Annotated in this window: 15 protein-coding genes; 6 read left to right on the plus strand and 9 right to left on the minus strand. The window is 66.4% G+C overall.

Features of this window, described 5'->3' with window-relative positions:
- The first annotated feature begins 65 nt into the window (after window positions 1-65).
- The 6 genes from murJ to VEI45_RS23685 all read left to right on the plus strand — a co-directional run bounded on the left by murJ (window position 66) and on the right by VEI45_RS23685 (window position 7,998).
- Window positions 66-3,746: a murein biosynthesis integral membrane protein MurJ gene (gene murJ, locus VEI45_RS23660; protein WP_414687574.1), complete on the plus strand. Its 3,681-nt coding sequence runs from the start codon at window positions 66-68 to the stop codon at window positions 3,744-3,746.
- A gap of 57 nt (window positions 3,747-3,803) precedes the next feature.
- Window positions 3,804-4,409, plus strand: coding sequence for an RNA polymerase sigma factor SigM (sigM, locus tag VEI45_RS23665; protein WP_324856949.1), 606 nt, complete (start codon window positions 3,804-3,806; stop codon window positions 4,407-4,409).
- A 55-nt stretch (window positions 4,410-4,464) separates the two neighbouring features.
- Entirely contained in the window at window positions 4,465-5,229 is a 765-nt protein-coding gene (locus VEI45_RS23670) for a hypothetical protein (protein ID WP_324856950.1), read from the plus strand.
- 75 nt (window positions 5,230-5,304) lie between these two features.
- Entirely contained in the window at window positions 5,305-6,300 is a 996-nt protein-coding gene (gene trxB / locus VEI45_RS23675; RefSeq protein WP_324856951.1) for a thioredoxin-disulfide reductase, read from the plus strand.
- Between the two features lie 12 nt (window positions 6,301-6,312).
- Window positions 6,313-6,657 (plus strand): thioredoxin, encoded by a 345-nt coding sequence (gene trxA / locus VEI45_RS23680; RefSeq protein WP_324856952.1) that lies wholly within the window; start codon window positions 6,313-6,315, stop codon window positions 6,655-6,657.
- A 123-nt stretch (window positions 6,658-6,780) separates the two neighbouring features.
- Window positions 6,781-7,998: an N-acetylmuramoyl-L-alanine amidase gene (locus tag VEI45_RS23685; RefSeq protein ID WP_324856953.1), complete on the plus strand. Its 1,218-nt coding sequence runs from the start codon at window positions 6,781-6,783 to the stop codon at window positions 7,996-7,998.
- Here VEI45_RS23685 and VEI45_RS23690 read toward each other — a convergent pair.
- The 9 genes from VEI45_RS23690 to rpmH all read right to left on the minus strand — a co-directional run bounded on the left by VEI45_RS23690 (window position 7,985) and on the right by rpmH (window position 14,369).
- Window positions 7,985-8,716, minus strand: a complete 732-nt coding sequence (locus tag VEI45_RS23690) for an acetyltransferase (protein WP_324856954.1) — start codon at window positions 8,714-8,716, stop codon at window positions 7,985-7,987. The two genes, VEI45_RS23685 and VEI45_RS23690, sit on opposite strands and share 14 nt — an antisense overlap.
- 318 nt (window positions 8,717-9,034) lie before the next feature.
- On the minus strand, window positions 9,035-10,039 hold the full coding sequence (locus VEI45_RS23695; RefSeq protein ID WP_324856955.1) for a ParB/RepB/Spo0J family partition protein: 1,005 nt from the start codon (window positions 10,037-10,039) through the stop codon (window positions 9,035-9,037).
- Window positions 10,020-11,096 (minus strand): ParA family protein, encoded by a 1,077-nt coding sequence (locus tag VEI45_RS23700; protein ID WP_414687573.1) that lies wholly within the window; start codon window positions 11,094-11,096, stop codon window positions 10,020-10,022. The genes VEI45_RS23695 and VEI45_RS23700 overlap by 20 nt, the downstream gene beginning before the upstream one ends.
- Window positions 10,985-11,713, minus strand: a complete 729-nt coding sequence (rsmG, locus tag VEI45_RS23705; RefSeq protein ID WP_324856956.1) for a 16S rRNA (guanine(527)-N(7))-methyltransferase RsmG — start codon at window positions 11,711-11,713, stop codon at window positions 10,985-10,987. The genes VEI45_RS23700 and rsmG overlap by 112 nt, the downstream gene beginning before the upstream one ends.
- A gap of 62 nt (window positions 11,714-11,775) precedes the next feature.
- A complete protein-coding gene (locus VEI45_RS23710) occupies window positions 11,776-12,369 on the minus strand; it encodes a protein jag (RefSeq protein WP_324856957.1) in 594 nt (197 codons plus the stop codon).
- A gap of 96 nt (window positions 12,370-12,465) precedes the next feature.
- Window positions 12,466-13,473, minus strand: a complete 1,008-nt coding sequence (gene yidC, locus VEI45_RS23715; RefSeq protein ID WP_324856963.1) for a membrane protein insertase YidC — start codon at window positions 13,471-13,473, stop codon at window positions 12,466-12,468.
- Window positions 13,474-13,526: 53 nt separating this feature from the next.
- Window positions 13,527-13,850 (minus strand): membrane protein insertion efficiency factor YidD, encoded by a 324-nt coding sequence (gene yidD / locus VEI45_RS23720; protein WP_324856958.1) that lies wholly within the window; start codon window positions 13,848-13,850, stop codon window positions 13,527-13,529.
- Entirely contained in the window at window positions 13,847-14,203 is a 357-nt protein-coding gene (gene rnpA, locus VEI45_RS23725) for a ribonuclease P protein component (RefSeq protein WP_324856959.1), read from the minus strand. Before rnpA ends, yidD begins: the two co-directional genes overlap by 4 nt.
- Before the next feature lie 22 nt (window positions 14,204-14,225).
- Window positions 14,226-14,369 (minus strand): 50S ribosomal protein L34, encoded by a 144-nt coding sequence (gene rpmH / locus VEI45_RS23730; protein ID WP_324856960.1) that lies wholly within the window; start codon window positions 14,367-14,369, stop codon window positions 14,226-14,228.
- Window positions 14,370-14,645: the final 276 nt, after the last annotated feature.

The following is a 14,645-nucleotide window of genomic DNA, read 5'->3' on the forward strand; positions in this document are numbered from 1 at the left end:
CGGGCACGCGGCGGCGCCGACCACACCGGCCGGGCCCACCTACCGGGCCACTGCCGCCGACCGGGCTGGTGTCGTCGCAGGGCACACCGCCGCCGGCCCGTCCTGAGCTCTCCGACGCCGCGCTGGTGTCGCGCTCGTGGGGAATGGCGTTCGCAACCCTGGTCAGCCGGCTCACCGGGTTTGCCCGGATCGTGATCCTGGCCGCGATCCTGGGTGCGGCGCTCTCCAGCGCATTCTCGGTGGCCAACCAGCTGCCGAACCTGGTCGCCGCGCTGGTGCTGGAGGCGACGTTCACCGCGATCTTCGTGCCGGTGCTGGCGCGCGCCGAGCACGATGACGCCGACGGCGGTGCGGCCTTTGTGCGGCGGCTGGTGACGCTGGCCACCACCCTGCTGCTGGTGACCACGCTGCTGTCGGTGGCCGCCGCGCCGCTGCTGGTGCAGTTGATGCTGGGCCGCAACCCTCAGGTCAACGAGCCGCTCACCGCGGCATTCGCCTACCTGCTGTTGCCGCAGGTGATCTTCTACGGCCTCTCCTCGGTGTTCATGGCGATCCTGAACACCCGCAACGTGTTCGGGCCGCCGGCGTGGGCGCCCGTCGTCAACAACATCGTCGCGATCGCCACCCTGGGCGCCTACCTGGCGACACCGGGACAACTGTCGGTAGATCCGGTGCAGATGGGCAACGCCAAGCTGCTGGTACTGGGTATCGGAACGACGTTGGGGGTGGTCGCGCAGACCATCGTGCTGCTGGCCGCGATCCGGCGTCAGCGCATCAGCCTTCGCCCGCTGTGGGGAATCGACAAGCGGCTCAAACGCTTCGGCGCGATGGCCGCCGCGATGGTGTTCTACGTGCTGATCAGCCAAATCGGCCTGATCGTCACCAACCAGATCGCGAGCACGGCCGCTGCGTCCGGCCCGGCGATCTACAACTACACCTGGCTGGTGCTGATGCTGCCGTTCGGCATGATCGGGGTGACGGTGCTGACGGTGGTGATGCCACGGCTCAGCCGCAATGCGGCCGCCGACGACACCCCGGCGGTGCTGGCCGACCTCTCGCTGGCCACCCGACTGACGATGATCACGCTGATCCCGACGGTCGCGTTCATGACCGTGGGCGGGCCTGCGATCGGCAGCGCGCTGTTCGCATACGGCCATTTCGGTGACGTCGACGCCGGCTACCTGGGCGCGGCGATCGCGTTGTCGGCGTTCACGCTGATCCCGTACTCAATCGTGCTGCTCGAGCTACGCGTCTTCTACGCCCGCGAGCAACCGTGGATACCGATCGTGATCATCGTCGTCATCACGACCGTCAAGATCGCCGCCTCGCTGCTCGCGCCGCACATTGCCGACAACCCCAACCTGGTCGCCGGATACCTCGGCTTCGCCAACGGTCTGGGATTTTTGGCGGGCGCGATCGTCGGCTACTACCTGCTGCGCAACGCGCTGCGGCCGCGCGGCAGCCACCTACTCGGCCTCGCGGAGGTGCGGACCATTCTTGTCACGGTCACCGCATCATTGCTAGCAGGGTTGATCGCGCACGTGGTGGACCGGCTGGTGGGGATGCAGCGGCTCACCGCCTACGGGGGCGGTGCCGGCTCGCTGCTGCGGTTGTTTGTGCTCGCGGTGATCATGTCGCCGATCGTGGCCGCCGTGATGGTGCGCGCGCGGGTGCCCGAGGCTCAGGCGGCGCTGACCGCACTTCGCCGCTGGATCGGCGCCAGACCTGCCGGAGCCCCCAGCCGCAACCACGCGGTACCCCCAGCGGCTGGCCGGGTACCGCCACGGCGACCGGCTCCGCCCCCGCCCGGCACCGCGAAGAACGTCGCTGCCAGTAGTTCCGTCGCCCCCGATCAGCTGTTCCGCCCGGGTCAGTTCACGTACCCTGAGCAAAGGAATTCGACTACACCGGGGGGAAATCCGGTACGCCAGCCCGTCTGGCGGGGGCTTCCGGAAGAGGTAACTGGGGAGGAGATGCGGAGAGGACCGGGGATGACCGACCGCCCATCGGACAGCACCTCATCCAAAGCTGTCTCCGAAACCGAGCCGCCCCGGCAGCCCGCATCGTCACCAGCCGTCGACGACTTTCAACCCGACGTGCCGCCCGATCTCGACGTAGGCACCGTGCCGGCGGCGGAGCCGCCTACCCGATCCAACGGCGGCCCCTCGGCGGATCCCGACCTCGACGCGGCGCGCTTCGACGGCGATCCGATTGAGTTCGACGCACCGCCCGAGCCGGCGGCGGAGCCGTCACCGCATCAGGACGACCTGCACCTGGTTCCCGGCGCCAGCATCGCCCGCGGTCGCTACCGGCTCTTGGTCTTCCACGGCGGAACGCCGCACCTGCAATTTTGGCAGGCGCTCGACACTGCACTGGATCGGCAGGTGGCGCTGACGTTCGTGGACCCGGACGGCGCGCTGTCCGACGACCAGGTTCGCGAGATCCTGTCTCGCACGATGCGGCTGAGCCGCGTCGACGAACTCGGGATCGCCCGGGTTCTCGACGTCGTCCACACCGGCACCGGCGGCTTGGTCGTCGCCGAATGGATCCGCGGCGGTTCGCTGCAGGAGGTGGCCGACACCTCGCCATCCGCTGTGGGCGCTGCCCGTGCGATGCAAACCTTGGCGGCTGCCGCCGAGGCCGCCCACCACGCCGGCGTCGCGCTGTCGGTCGACCATCCCAGCCGGGTGCGGGTCAGCATCGAAGGCGACGTGGTGCTGGCCTTCCCCGCGACCATGCCGGAGGCCACCCCCGAGGACGACATCCGCGGCATCGGCGCCGCGCTATATGCGCTGCTGGTCAACCGGTGGCCGCTGCCGGAGTCCGGGGTGCGCAGCGGGATGGCGCCGGCGCCGCAGGATCCGACCGGCCAGCCCGTTGAACCCAGCTCGATCGACCGCGACATCCCGTTCCAGATTTCCGCTGCGGCCACTCATTCGATCCAGGGTGACGGCGGGATTCGCAGTACTGCAACACTTTTGAACTTGCTGCAGCAAGCGACCGCGATTGCCGACCGCACCGAGTTGCTGAGCCCGTTGCCCGAGCCGCCCCCGGTACCCACCCGGCCGGATCGGCTCCGCATGCCCGCGCTGGAGGCGGCGCAGGCGCGCGTCCGTCGCCGCCGCGCCCTGACGATCTGGATCGGTGCCGGCGCCGCCATCATCGTGGTGGCCCTACTGGTCTTGGCGTCGGTGTTGACCCGGATGTTCGGAGACGTCGGTGGGCTGGACAAGGACCGGCTGGGCCTCAATGCGCCCTCGCAGAGTTCGAACTCCAGCGGCAGCTCAGCGGCGGGCGGCATGGTCAAGCCGGTGAGCGCGACGGTCTTCTCCCCCGGCGGTGAGGCCGATAACCCGGGCCAGGCCGGGCTGGCGATCGACGGCAACCCGGCGACCGCGTGGCCAACCGACACCTACCGCGACGCCGTCCCGTTCCCGAGTTTCAAAAGCGGTGTCGGCTTGTTGCTGCAGCTGCCGAATCCCACCGTCGTGGGAGCGGTGACCGTCGACCTGGCCAGCACCGGAACGAAAATCCAGATCCGCTCCTCAGCGACGTCCACGCCGGGCAAGCTGGACAACACCACCCCGCTGACTCAGCTGGTGTCGATACAGCCGGGCCACAACAGCATCCCGGTCAAGGCGTCGGCGCCCACGTCGTATCTGCTGGTGTGGATTTCGACTCTGGGGACTACCAATGGTGAGAGCCGCTCCGACATCGCAGAGGTCACTGTGCAAGCCGCGTCGTGACGCACCGGCTCGATCGGGTGAAGTGCCGGGCACCCACCGATTGGCTACTGTCCGGCCGTGGGCTTCGGACGCCAGGTTCGACGAGAGCGTAGCGAACAACGGGGCAAAGAACGTGGTGAACAACGGAGCGACGCCGAATTACTGGCTGCCCACGTCGCAGGCGACCGCTACGCCTTCGAGGAACTTTTCTACCGTCACCACCGGCAGCTGCACCGGGTTGCCCGGTTGACCAGTCGTAGCGCTGAGGATGCCGAGGATGCGTTGCAGGACGCGATGGTCTCGGCGCATCGCGGTGCCGGCTCCTTTCGACACGACGCGGCCGTCAGCAGCTGGTTGCATCGCATCGTGGTCAATGCTTGCCTGGACCGATTGCGCCGCAACAAAACACACCCCACCACCGCGCTCAACGACGTCTACTCGGTGGCCGACCAGACCGCGCAGGTAGAGACGGCGATCGCGGTGCACCGGGCGCTGATGCGGCTGCCCGTCGAACAGCGCGCCGCAGTGGTCGCGGTCGACATGCATGGCTATTCGGTCGCCGACACCGCTGCGATGCTCGGGGTGGCCGAGGGCACCGTGAAGAGTCGCTGCGCCCGCGCCCGGGCCCGGCTGGCCACCATCCTCGGCTACCTGGAAAGCGACACCGGCTGCGTCGACGTCTGATCTCCAGGCGAGCCGCGCGTGGCGTTCGGGTTGTCAATGACGGACACTGAGGCGGATGGACGGAGTTGGACAGGGCGAGTGCGACGATGCGGGCACCGATCCACCGCTGACGGTGGAAGCCCTCGCCGACCTGCAGGCAGGTCTTCTCGACGACGACGTCGCTGCCCGGTTGCGCCAGAAAGTCCGCGCAGACCCGGATGCCCAGCAGACGATGGCCGCGCTGAACCGGGTCCGCCGCGACATCGCGGCTCTGGGAGCCGACGGGCCGTCGGCGCCGGACGTTGCGCCCGAGGTCGTCGACGGCATCGCCGCGAGGCTGCGCGCCCAGCGGCCGGAACGCTCCCGGCTACGCGCCGCGCACACCATCCGCACGGGCAGTCTCCCCCGCTCGGCGCGGGTGGGCATCGCCGCCGCCGGCCTGATCGCCGCAGGCGCCGCGGTCTGGCTGGGAACCGCGGCGCTGATCACCGCGCCAACATCCACACCGAGCCGCCCGACGACCGCCGAACACATCACCGTGTCCCGCCCGCCGGTAACGATTCCGTTGTCGGACCAACAGATCCTTGCCCTGCTCGACCACGAACCCGACTTCGGCGCGTTGGCTGACCGGCAACGCCGCACGTCATGCCTGGCCGGCTTGGGCTACCCGGCAGACGCCCGGATTCTGGGTGCCCGCCCGGTGGAGATCACCAGACACCCGGCCGTCTTGCTGGTGCTCCCCGGCGATACACCCGGCACGGTGACAGCGCTGGCGGTCGCGCCGACTTGTAGTTCCGTGAACACCGGGCTGTTGGCTGACAGGATGGTCAACCGTCCGTAGTGTTCGCGGGAACACCACCGCCTACCCTGGCGTTCGACTGCTTTGAAAGCGGCTCGAAATACCCGAAAGGCTGGAATGTCGTCCACCACCACCGTTCACAACGTGATCATCATCGGCTCCGGACCTGCCGGCTACACCGCCGCGCTGTATGCCGCGCGCGCACAGCTGGCGCCGGTGGTGTTCGAGGGGACCTCGTTCGGCGGAGCGTTGATGACCACCACCGAAGTGGAGAACTATCCCGGTTTCCGCGACGGCATCACTGGCCCCGAATTGATGGACCAGATGCGGGAGCAGGCGCTGCGGTTCGGTGCGGACCTGCGCATGGAAGACGTCGACTCGGTGTCGCTGGACGGCCCGGTCAAGTCGGTCACCACCGCCGACGGGCAGACGGTGCACGCGCGGGCCGTCATCCTGGCGATGGGCGCCGCGGCGCGCTACCTGCACGTGCCCGGTGAGCAGGAGTTACTGGGCCGCGGGGTGAGTTCCTGCGCCACCTGCGACGGCTTCTTCTTCCGCGACCAGGACATTGTCGTGATCGGCGGCGGGGACTCGGCGATGGAGGAGGCCACCTTCCTGACGAAGTTCGCCCGCAGTGTGACCGTCGTGCACCGCCGCGACGAGTTCCGGGCCTCCAAGATCATGCTGGACCGGGCCCGCAACAACGACAAGATCCGGTTCATCACCAACAGCGTCGTGGTGGCCGTCGACGGCGATACCACGGTGACGGGTCTGCGGCTTAAGGACACCGTCACCGGCAAGGAATCCACACTGGCCGTGACCGGGGTCTTCGTCGCAATCGGCCACGATCCGCGGTCCGAATTGGTGCGCGACGCCGTGGACCTGGACCCGGAAGGCTACGTGCTGGTGCAGGGCAACACCACCTACACCTCGCTCGACGGGGTGTTTGCGGCTGGCGACTTGGTCGATCACACCTACCGCCAGGCGGTCACCGCCGCCGGCACGGGTTGCAGCGCGGCGATCGACGCCGAGCGCTGGTTGGCCGAGCGTGACGAGTCGAAAACCCCCGCCCGGGCCAATTTAGCCGAAACCCCAGCAGCAGCGACACTTTGATTGGAGTACCCGATGACGAACACCGGCGCACCTGTAGACGTCTCTGACGCATCATTCGAAAGCGAGGTGTTGGCGAGCAATACCCCTGTGCTGGTTGACTTTTGGGCCACCTGGTGCGGACCCTGCAAGATGGTGGCGCCGGTGCTGACGGAGATCGCCGCTGAAACTGCCGGGCAACTCACCGTCGCCAAACTCGATGTCGACGCAAACCCCGAGACCGCTCGCAATTTTCAGGTGGTTTCGATCCCGACGTTGATCCTGTTCAAGGACGGCCAGCCGGTCAAGCGCATCGTTGGAGCCAAAGGCAAGGCGGCGTTGCTGCGCGAACTTTCTGACGCCGTTCCCAACGTCGGATAGTTCGCTGCAGATCGCCGCGATTTGCCTGGCGTTTTCCCGAAATCGACGAGCGTCTGCGACAATACCGCCAAGCCTGTCAATAAACGGCAGGGCTGTTCACACCGGCTCACCGGAGGCCTTGGAATGTCGAGTCCGCACCGCGGCGCCGGCGACGCGCTGCACTGTGGTGACCGCAGCGCAGCGGTCGCCGAGATTCGGGCTTCGCTGACCGCGCTGGGGCATCTGGACGGCGATGAGGACCTCACCACCGGAAAACATGTCGCGTTCGACGTCTTCGACGAAGAGCTCGACCGCGCGGTGCGCGCTTTTCAGCAGCATCGGGGGCTGCTGGTGGACGGTATCGTCGGCGAAGCCACCTACCGGGCACTGAAAGAGGCGTCCTATCGGCTCGGCGCCCGCACCCTGAACCATCAGTTCGGTGCGCCGATGTACGGCGATGACGTCGCCACGCTGCAAGACAGACTGCAGGATCTCGGTTTCTACACCGGGCTGGTCGACGGATACTTCGGTTTGCAGACCCACAACGGGTTGATGTCGTACCAGCGCGAGTACGGGCTCGGCGCCGACGGCATTTGCGGCCCGGAAACGTTGCGCTCCTTGTACTTTCTCGGTTCGCGAGTAACCGGTGGCTCCATCCACGCCATCCGTGAAGAGGAACTTGTCCGCCGATCCGGGCCGAAGCTGTCGGGCAAACGAATCATCATCGACCCCGGTCGCGGCGGCGCTGACCACGGACTGATCGCACATGGGGCCGCCGGACCCATCAGCGAGGCAGACATGCTGTGGGACTTGGCAAGTCGCCTCGAAGGCCGGATGACCGCGATCGGGATGGAAACCTTCCTGTCGCGGCCGACCAACCGCAGCCCATCGGACGCCGAGCGCGCCGCGACGGCTAACTCCGTCGGTGCCGATCTGATGATCAGCCTGCGCTGCGCAACCCAGGCCAGCCCGTCGGCCAACGGTGTGGCCTCCTTCCACTTCGGCAATTCGCATGGTTCGGTCTCCACCATTGGCCGTAATCTTGCCGACTTTATTCAACGAGAAGTGGTCGCGCGCACCGGTTTACGCGACTGTCGCACCCATGGTCGGACCTGGGACCTGCTGCGGCTGACGCGAATGCCGACGGTTCAGGTCGACATCGGCTACATCACCAACCCGCGTGACCGCGCGCTGCTGGTCACCACACAGAGCCGCGACGCGATCGCCGAAGGAATCCTGGCGGCGGTCAAGCGACTTTATCTGCTCGGCAAGAACGACCGGCCCACGGGTACATTCACTTTCGCCGAGCTACTTGCCCATGAGTTATCGGTGGAGCAAGCCAGCCGGCTCAGCGGTTCGTAGCCGACGATCCCGCCGCGACCGGTTGCGGCAGCGACGAGGTCTCCAGCAGTCGCTCTAACGCCGCTTCGACCTCCGCCTTCCAGCCAAGACCCTTGTCCAGCTCGAGCCGCAAGCGCGGGAAGTACCGATGCTGGGCCACCACGACGAATCCCACGTCGCGCAGAAAATCGGCCTCGATCACACAGTGCTCGACCGAACAGTCACCCAATGCCTCTAGCACCGGCCGGAGATCGGGGTCGGCGCTCTGCGGGTTGAGCAGCTCGGCGACGTGCTCCGTGCGGCCGAACGCCTCCAGTGCCCGAACACCCCGGCGGACTAATTCATCGACCACCCGCGCCAAGAGACTGTACGGCAGCTCGTCGGCGGCGGGTCCGGGCTCCACTCGCATCGAGGTCAACAGGACGGCATCAGCCGACACCGGCGCCGTGGGAAACCGGTGCGCCCGCGGCACTGCCCGTGGCGGAGCGTAGAACGCATAGCCCAAGCACGGTGGCTCGCTCTGACCACACTCGGACGGGACCGCCGTCGCCACCTGACCGCACGATCCCCACTCCAGCATGACCATCGAGAGCCAGGCTTCTTTCTCGAATTCCGGGTCGGCCAAGTGGTCTTCGTTGCCCAGGGTCGCGGGGTCCACTTCCCAGAAGGTGCAGCGACGCGCATGTTTGGGAAGCTGGTCGAAGGCTTCGAGTCGCAGCGGTGTGATTCGAGCAGACACTAGACTCCTGGGCCTTCATGGAGCGCGAGAGATACCGGAGCCAATGGCCCGACTCCCCGCGACCGGGTGGTGCCGCCACCCCGCAAACGAGCGTACCCCCCGTGCGCGGCCGACCGCGATACCCGCGCGACGCCGGTTCGCGGCCCCGAAAAGCCGTTGCCTCGGCCCGACACGAGGTAACAAGCTACCCAGCGGCTGGCCAAGCCCGCATTGCGGACGAAATGACCTGGTGCACAGCTTGATTCAGTTGATCGCCGCATGTCCAGGGAGTTTGGTCGGCCGGATTGTCACAGTGACGTAATCGCCTAGTGTGTGTGGTCAGGCATCCGACGAGTTCATCAGGCCGACGATGCGCTGCAAATCATCCACCGAACCGAACTCGATCACAACCTTGCCTTTGCGTTTACCCACGCTAACGGTGACGCGGGTATCGAAGGCGGTGGATAGCTGCTCAGCAACGTCCTGAAGGCCGGGCATCTGGATCGGTTTGCGTCGCGGAGGCACCGGCTGATTGCTGTCGCTGCGATTCGCGAGGGTGACTGCCTCCTCGGTTGCCCGCACCGACAGGCCCTCGGCGACGATCCGTGCCGCCAGGTTTTCTTGTGCATCCGGGCCGCCCTCAAGGGACAGCAGCGCCCGCGCATGACCGGCCGACAGCACTCCCGCCGCAACCCGACGCTGAACAGGAATCGGCAACCGCAGCAATCGGATCATGTTGGTGATCAGCGGACGCGACCGGCCGATACGGGCGGCGAGTTCATCGTGGGTGACACCAAACTCGTCGAGCAGTTGCTGGTAGGCTGCTGCCTCTTCCAGTGGGTTCAACTGCACGCGGTGGATGTTCTCCAGCAGTGCGTCGCGCAGCAAGTTGTCCTCGCCGGTTTCGCGCACGATCGCCGGGATCGCGGTCATGCCGGCCGCTTGAGCCGCGCGCCACCGGCGCTCGCCCATCACGAGCTGATAACGCTGTCCGCCGGGCGTTCCTGGGGCTCCCTGGGATGCGTCCAGTGCGCGGACCACGATCGGCTGCATGAGGCCGAACTCGCGGATCGAATGCACGAGTTCGGCCAACGCCTCGTCGTCGAATACCTGCCGGGGTTGGCGGGGGTTCGGCTCGATAAGTCCCGGATCGATTTCGCGGTACACCGCGCCGATGCCGGCCGAACCCGCAGCCGCGGCTCCGCCGAGCACTACGTCGGCGGCCGCATCGCCCATCCGCGGCCCGAGTCGGGCCGAGCTCCCACTGCCATCGACCGGTCCGGTGGGGATCAGCGAAGCCAGTCCGCGCCCGAGCCCGCCCTTCTTACGTAGCGGCTGGGTCATGCTTGTCCCCCTCCTCGATTGCATCTCGCTCCGCGAGTTCGCGGCTCGCATCGAGGTAACTCATCGCACCGCGCGAACCGGGATCGTAATCGATGATCGTCATGCTGTAACCGGGTGCCTCAGAAACCTTGACGCTGCGCGGGATCACGGTGCGCAAAACTTTGGCGCCGAAGTAGTGGCGGACTTCATCGGCCACCTGATCGGCGAGCTTGGTCCGGCCGTCGTACATGGTGAGGATCACCGTGCTGACGTCGAGACCGGGGTTCAGATGAGCCTTCACCATCTCGATGTTTTTCATCAACTGTGACACCCCCTCCAGCGCGTAATACTCGCACTGGATGGGGATCAGCACCTCGGGGGCAGCGACCAAAGCGTTGATGGTCAGCAGGCCCAGCGATGGCGGGCAATCGATGAAGACGTAGTCGAAGTCGAGGCTGGCCAAGTCGGCCAGGGCGGTGCGCAATCGATTTTCCCGCGCCACCATGCTCACTAATTCGATCTCCGCACCGGCCAGGTCGATGGTCGCTGGCACACAGAACAAGCGGTCGTTGTGCGGGCTGCGCCGCAGCGCGCTGTGCAATGGCATCTCGCCAAGAAGCACCTCGTAGGACGAGGGTGTACCGGAATGGCGATCAGTGATGCCCAGCGCGGTGCTCGCATTGCCCTGCGGATCCAGATCGATGACAAGTGTTTTGAGCCCTTGGACGGCCAGCGCCGCGGCCAGGTTCACCGCCGTGGTGGTCTTGCCGACGCCGCCCTTCTGATTGGCAATCGTGAAGAGTCGGCGATGGCGCGGGCGGCGCAACGGTTGGTAGGCGGTGTGCAGCACTTGCATGGCGCGCTCGGCAGCGGCTCCGATCGGGGTGTCGAATTCCGTTGTTTCACGTGAAACATGGGTGGCGGACGAGGCTCCGTCCCCGGAACGGAACGGGCCGTGTGGCGCACTCATAGGCTCTCCCTGTTCGACCGTCGCCGCCGCGGATCCCGGACCGGAGCCGGCTCGCCGCGCCGTGCCACCACCACCGTTGTCGGCGGGGACAGATACTTCACGCCACATTCCACCACTTTGGCATCCGCGGCGCCCAATGAGGTCATCACACGCCGGTACTCGCGCACCTCCTCGGGCGCCCGCTCCCCTTTGATCGCCAGCATTCGGCCACCTGGCCGCAGCAACGCCATACTCCATCGGGTCAGCTTGTCCAACGGGGCCACGGCCCGCGACACCACGACGTCGCATCCGCCGACGCTTTGCCGGACGGCCGGGTCCTCGGCGCGGCCCCGCAGCACCTCGACGTCCAGTCCGAGCTCGGTGACCGCCATGCGGAGAAACTCGCTTCGGCGGAGCAGTGATTCGATCAGGACGACATCGAGTCCCGGTTCGGCGATCGCCAGTGTCAATCCCGGTAGGCCGGCGCCGCTACCAATGTCGGCTACTCGCTCGCCCGGTTCCAACAGCTCAGCAACGGCCCCGCAATTGAGGAGGTGGCGTTCCCAGATTCGGTCGATTTCATGCGGGCCGAGCAGCCCCCACTCGACACCGGTACCCGCGAGCAGATCCGCGTACTGATGGGCGAGGTCGACGCGCGGACCGAAGATCGCCTTCGCTATTTCAGGCGGTGGTGGCACCGGCGGCGCTGCCCGCTTCTGGGGAACGACATGTTTCACGTGAAACATCCCTCCCGTTCGTGCCTGCCGGCGTCTCAAACGAACTACACCTGTGTAACTCTGTGTCCGGTTCAGTCGATCAGGACGACGACTCGGCGCGACGGCTCCACGCCCTCGCTCTCGCTGCGGACCCCGTCGATTGCCGCGACCGCGTCGTGGACGATCTTGCGCTCAAACGGCGTCATCGGCGCGAGTTCTTCGCGCTCGCCGCTTTCCAGTACCCTCCTGGCAACCTTGTCACCCAACGTCGCCAACTCTTCGCGGCGGCGGCGACGCCAACTCGCGATGTCTAGCATCAGCCGGCTGCGCACTCCTGTCTTTTGATGCACCGCCAACCGCGTCAATTCCTGTAACGCATCGAGCACCTCGCCCTTGCGGCCGACCAACTTATTCAGGTCGTCACTGCCGTCGATGCTTACCACCGCGCGGCTACTCTCGACGTCCAAGTCGATGTCGCCATCGAAGTCCAGCAGGTCCAGTAGCTCTTCCAGGTAGTCGCCGGCGATCTCGCCCTCGGCGACTAACCGCTCTTCCGTATCGCCCTCGGCGGCGGTGTCGCTGTCGCTCGTCGTCGTCTCCTCGGAAGCGTCTTCCAGGGCCGCTTTCGTCGGAGTCTCCGTTGCAGCTTTGTCGGTGTCGTGTCCGGTTGTATCGGCGTCCGTCATGTCTGCCTGTTTCCTTCCAGTCGTCCGAGCCTTCGCCCGGCTAAGCCTGCTGGCCGGTCTCGAGCCTGGCGCCAGCTATCTCCACCCGACCCTCGGTCAACGTTTCCGCTTCTTCGGCTTGGCTCCCGGACGTGGGGTGCGGCTCGCCGGATCGCCGTCTCGTGCCGCCTGATCCGCGGCCGCGGAATCGCCGCGGGCCGAAGATGCCGGCGACCCGTTGCCGCCGGCTGGCGCATTCCGCGCAGGACGTTTTGGTTTGGCGCCCGGCGCTGGCGCGTTGGCCGCCCGCCGTTCCAACGCTTCGCGCTTCTTCGCCTCTTCCTCTTTTTCGATCATCCCGAAGACGACGTGCTGTTGCCCGAACGTCCAGATGTTGTTCGAGAACCAGTAGAAGATGATCGCTAGCGGCAAGAACGGCCCGCCGACCACCACACCCAGCGGAAACACGTACAGCGCGAGCTTGTTCATCATGGCGGTCTGCGGGTTGGCCGCGGCCTCCGGGCTCTGCCGCGCGATGGACGCTCGACTGTTGAAGTAGGTGGCGATGCCGGCCATGATCATCACCGGCACTCCAACCGCGACGACGGCCGGTCGGCTGAAATGGGTGAACGCCGCGAGGCTGGCCCCCCGCTGTGTCATCGTCGCGCCCAATGGCGCACCAAACAGGTTGGCGTCCAAGAAGTGTCCGACGTCCGCGGCGCTGAACACGTAGTTCCCCAGCTCGCGGTTCCGCTCGGGCGATAGCCCCAGCTGTCCGATACCGGTGCTCGTTCGGTTGAAACATCGCAGCACGTGGTAGAGCCCCAGGAACACCGGGATCTGCGCCAGCATCGGCAAGCAGCCGAGGATGGGATTAAATCCGTGTTCGCGCTGCAGCTTTTGCATCTCCAGCGCCATCCGCTGACGGTCCTTGCCGTACTTCTTCTGCAGCGCCTTGATCTGCGGCTGCAACTCCTGCATCTGCCGGGTGGTGCGGATCTGGCGGACGAACGGATGGTACAAAATCGCGCGCAGCGTGAACACCAGGAACATCACCGACAGCGTCCACGCGAAGAAGTTCGTCGGACCCAGCACGAAGCCGAATGCCTTGTACCAGAGCCACATGATCGCCGAGACCGGGTAGTAGAAGTAGTCGAGGCTGAACGGATCAAACAACTTCAATCACTCTTCCCTAGCGTCGCTGGGGTGCCCCAGACTTCGGCCCGCACTGCGCGGCGTTCCGGTATCGGATCCCATCCTCCCCGATGCCACGGACCACACTTGGCCAGCCGCACGGTTGCCAGCCAACTCCCCCGCACCAACCCGTACTCGGCCAAGGCCTCCACGGCGTACTGACTACAGGTTGGGGTGAACCGGCACGTCGGCGGTCGCAGCGGCGACACCATGTGCCGGTAGAGCTGAATCAGGAAAATCGCGCCGCGGACTATCGCGGTCTCGGCCCCGTGCAGCCGCTGCCGCAGCGTTGACGTTATGTCATTCACCGGCCAGATCCCGTCGCCTCGATCCGCCGTAGGCCGGCCCGCAATTGTTCCTCCAACCGAGCCGAGTCAACGGTGCGACTGCTGGGCAGCGCGCGGATCACCACTTGTTCCGATCCTTCCAGGCCGCCGACTACCCCGCGAGCGACGTGGCGTAACCGACGGGCCAGTTGGTGGCGTTGCACCGCCGAGCCCACCGATCGCGAAATGATCAGCCCGACCTTCGGCGCCTCGCCGTCTTTCTCATTCCCACGCTGCGCATAGATGACGAGGTCCGGCTGCACGGCTCGAGTTCCGTGCTTCACCGTGGAATCGAACTCGCTCGACCGCGTCATGCGGTTCCGCGCGGAAAGCACCGCTGTGACACCGGGATTGGAATTAGGCAGTCACCGAGCGGCGGCCCTTGCGACGCCGGTTCGACACGATCGCCCGCCCCGCCCGAGTGCGCATCCGCAGCCGGAAGCCGTGCACACGGGCTCGGCGCCGGTTATTCGGCTGGAAGGTCCGCTTGCCCTTTGCCACGACTCTCTCTCCTCGTTACATCTGGCATCGTCTTCCGAACCGGTTCCTGGACCGGTGGAACACGATTGCCCTCACGAAGCCTCGGCAGGCCTTGTGTCTCGCTGGTAACCGGCGCGGGCCCCGCTGCACATTGCACGGATCGCAGCCGTATCGCCGACTTTCGGGCGACTGTACGAGGGTACGCAGCAGCGTTCGCCGGGTCAAACCTGGCCTTCTCGGCAGTCAACCTCACCGCGATTTTTAAGTAACACCACACCCGCCACCGCGGTTGGCCCG

The sequence above is a fragment of the Mycobacterium sp. genome (assembly GCF_035623875.1).
GTDB lineage: Bacteria > Actinomycetota > Actinomycetes > Mycobacteriales > Mycobacteriaceae > Mycobacterium.

Excerpts from the sequence above, each read along its gene's own strand:
- trxA (WP_324856952.1), top strand. The coding sequence starts at position 6,313 with ATGACGAACACCGGCGCACCTGTAGACGTCTCTGACGCATCATTCGAA.
- VEI45_RS23695 (WP_324856955.1), bottom strand. The coding sequence starts at position 10,039 with ATGACCCAGCCGCTACGTAAGAAGGGCGGGCTCGGGCGCGGACTGGCT.
- VEI45_RS23710 (WP_324856957.1), bottom strand. The coding sequence starts at position 12,369 with ATGACGGACGCCGATACAACCGGACACGACACCGACAAAGCTGCAACG.
- rsmG (WP_324856956.1), bottom strand. The coding sequence starts at position 11,713 with ATGTTTCACGTGAAACATGTCGTTCCCCAGAAGCGGGCAGCGCCGCCG.
- VEI45_RS23685 (WP_324856953.1), top strand. The coding sequence starts at position 6,781 with ATGTCGAGTCCGCACCGCGGCGCCGGCGACGCGCTGCACTGTGGTGAC.
- VEI45_RS23700 (WP_414687573.1), bottom strand. The coding sequence starts at position 11,096 with ATGTGGCGTGAAGTATCTGTCCCCGCCGACAACGGTGGTGGTGGCACG.
- trxB (WP_324856951.1), top strand. The coding sequence starts at position 5,305 with ATGTCGTCCACCACCACCGTTCACAACGTGATCATCATCGGCTCCGGA.
- yidC (WP_324856963.1), bottom strand. The coding sequence starts at position 13,473 with ATGTGGCTCTGGTACAAGGCATTCGGCTTCGTGCTGGGTCCGACGAAC.
- VEI45_RS23670 (WP_324856950.1), top strand. The coding sequence starts at position 4,465 with ATGGACGGAGTTGGACAGGGCGAGTGCGACGATGCGGGCACCGATCCA.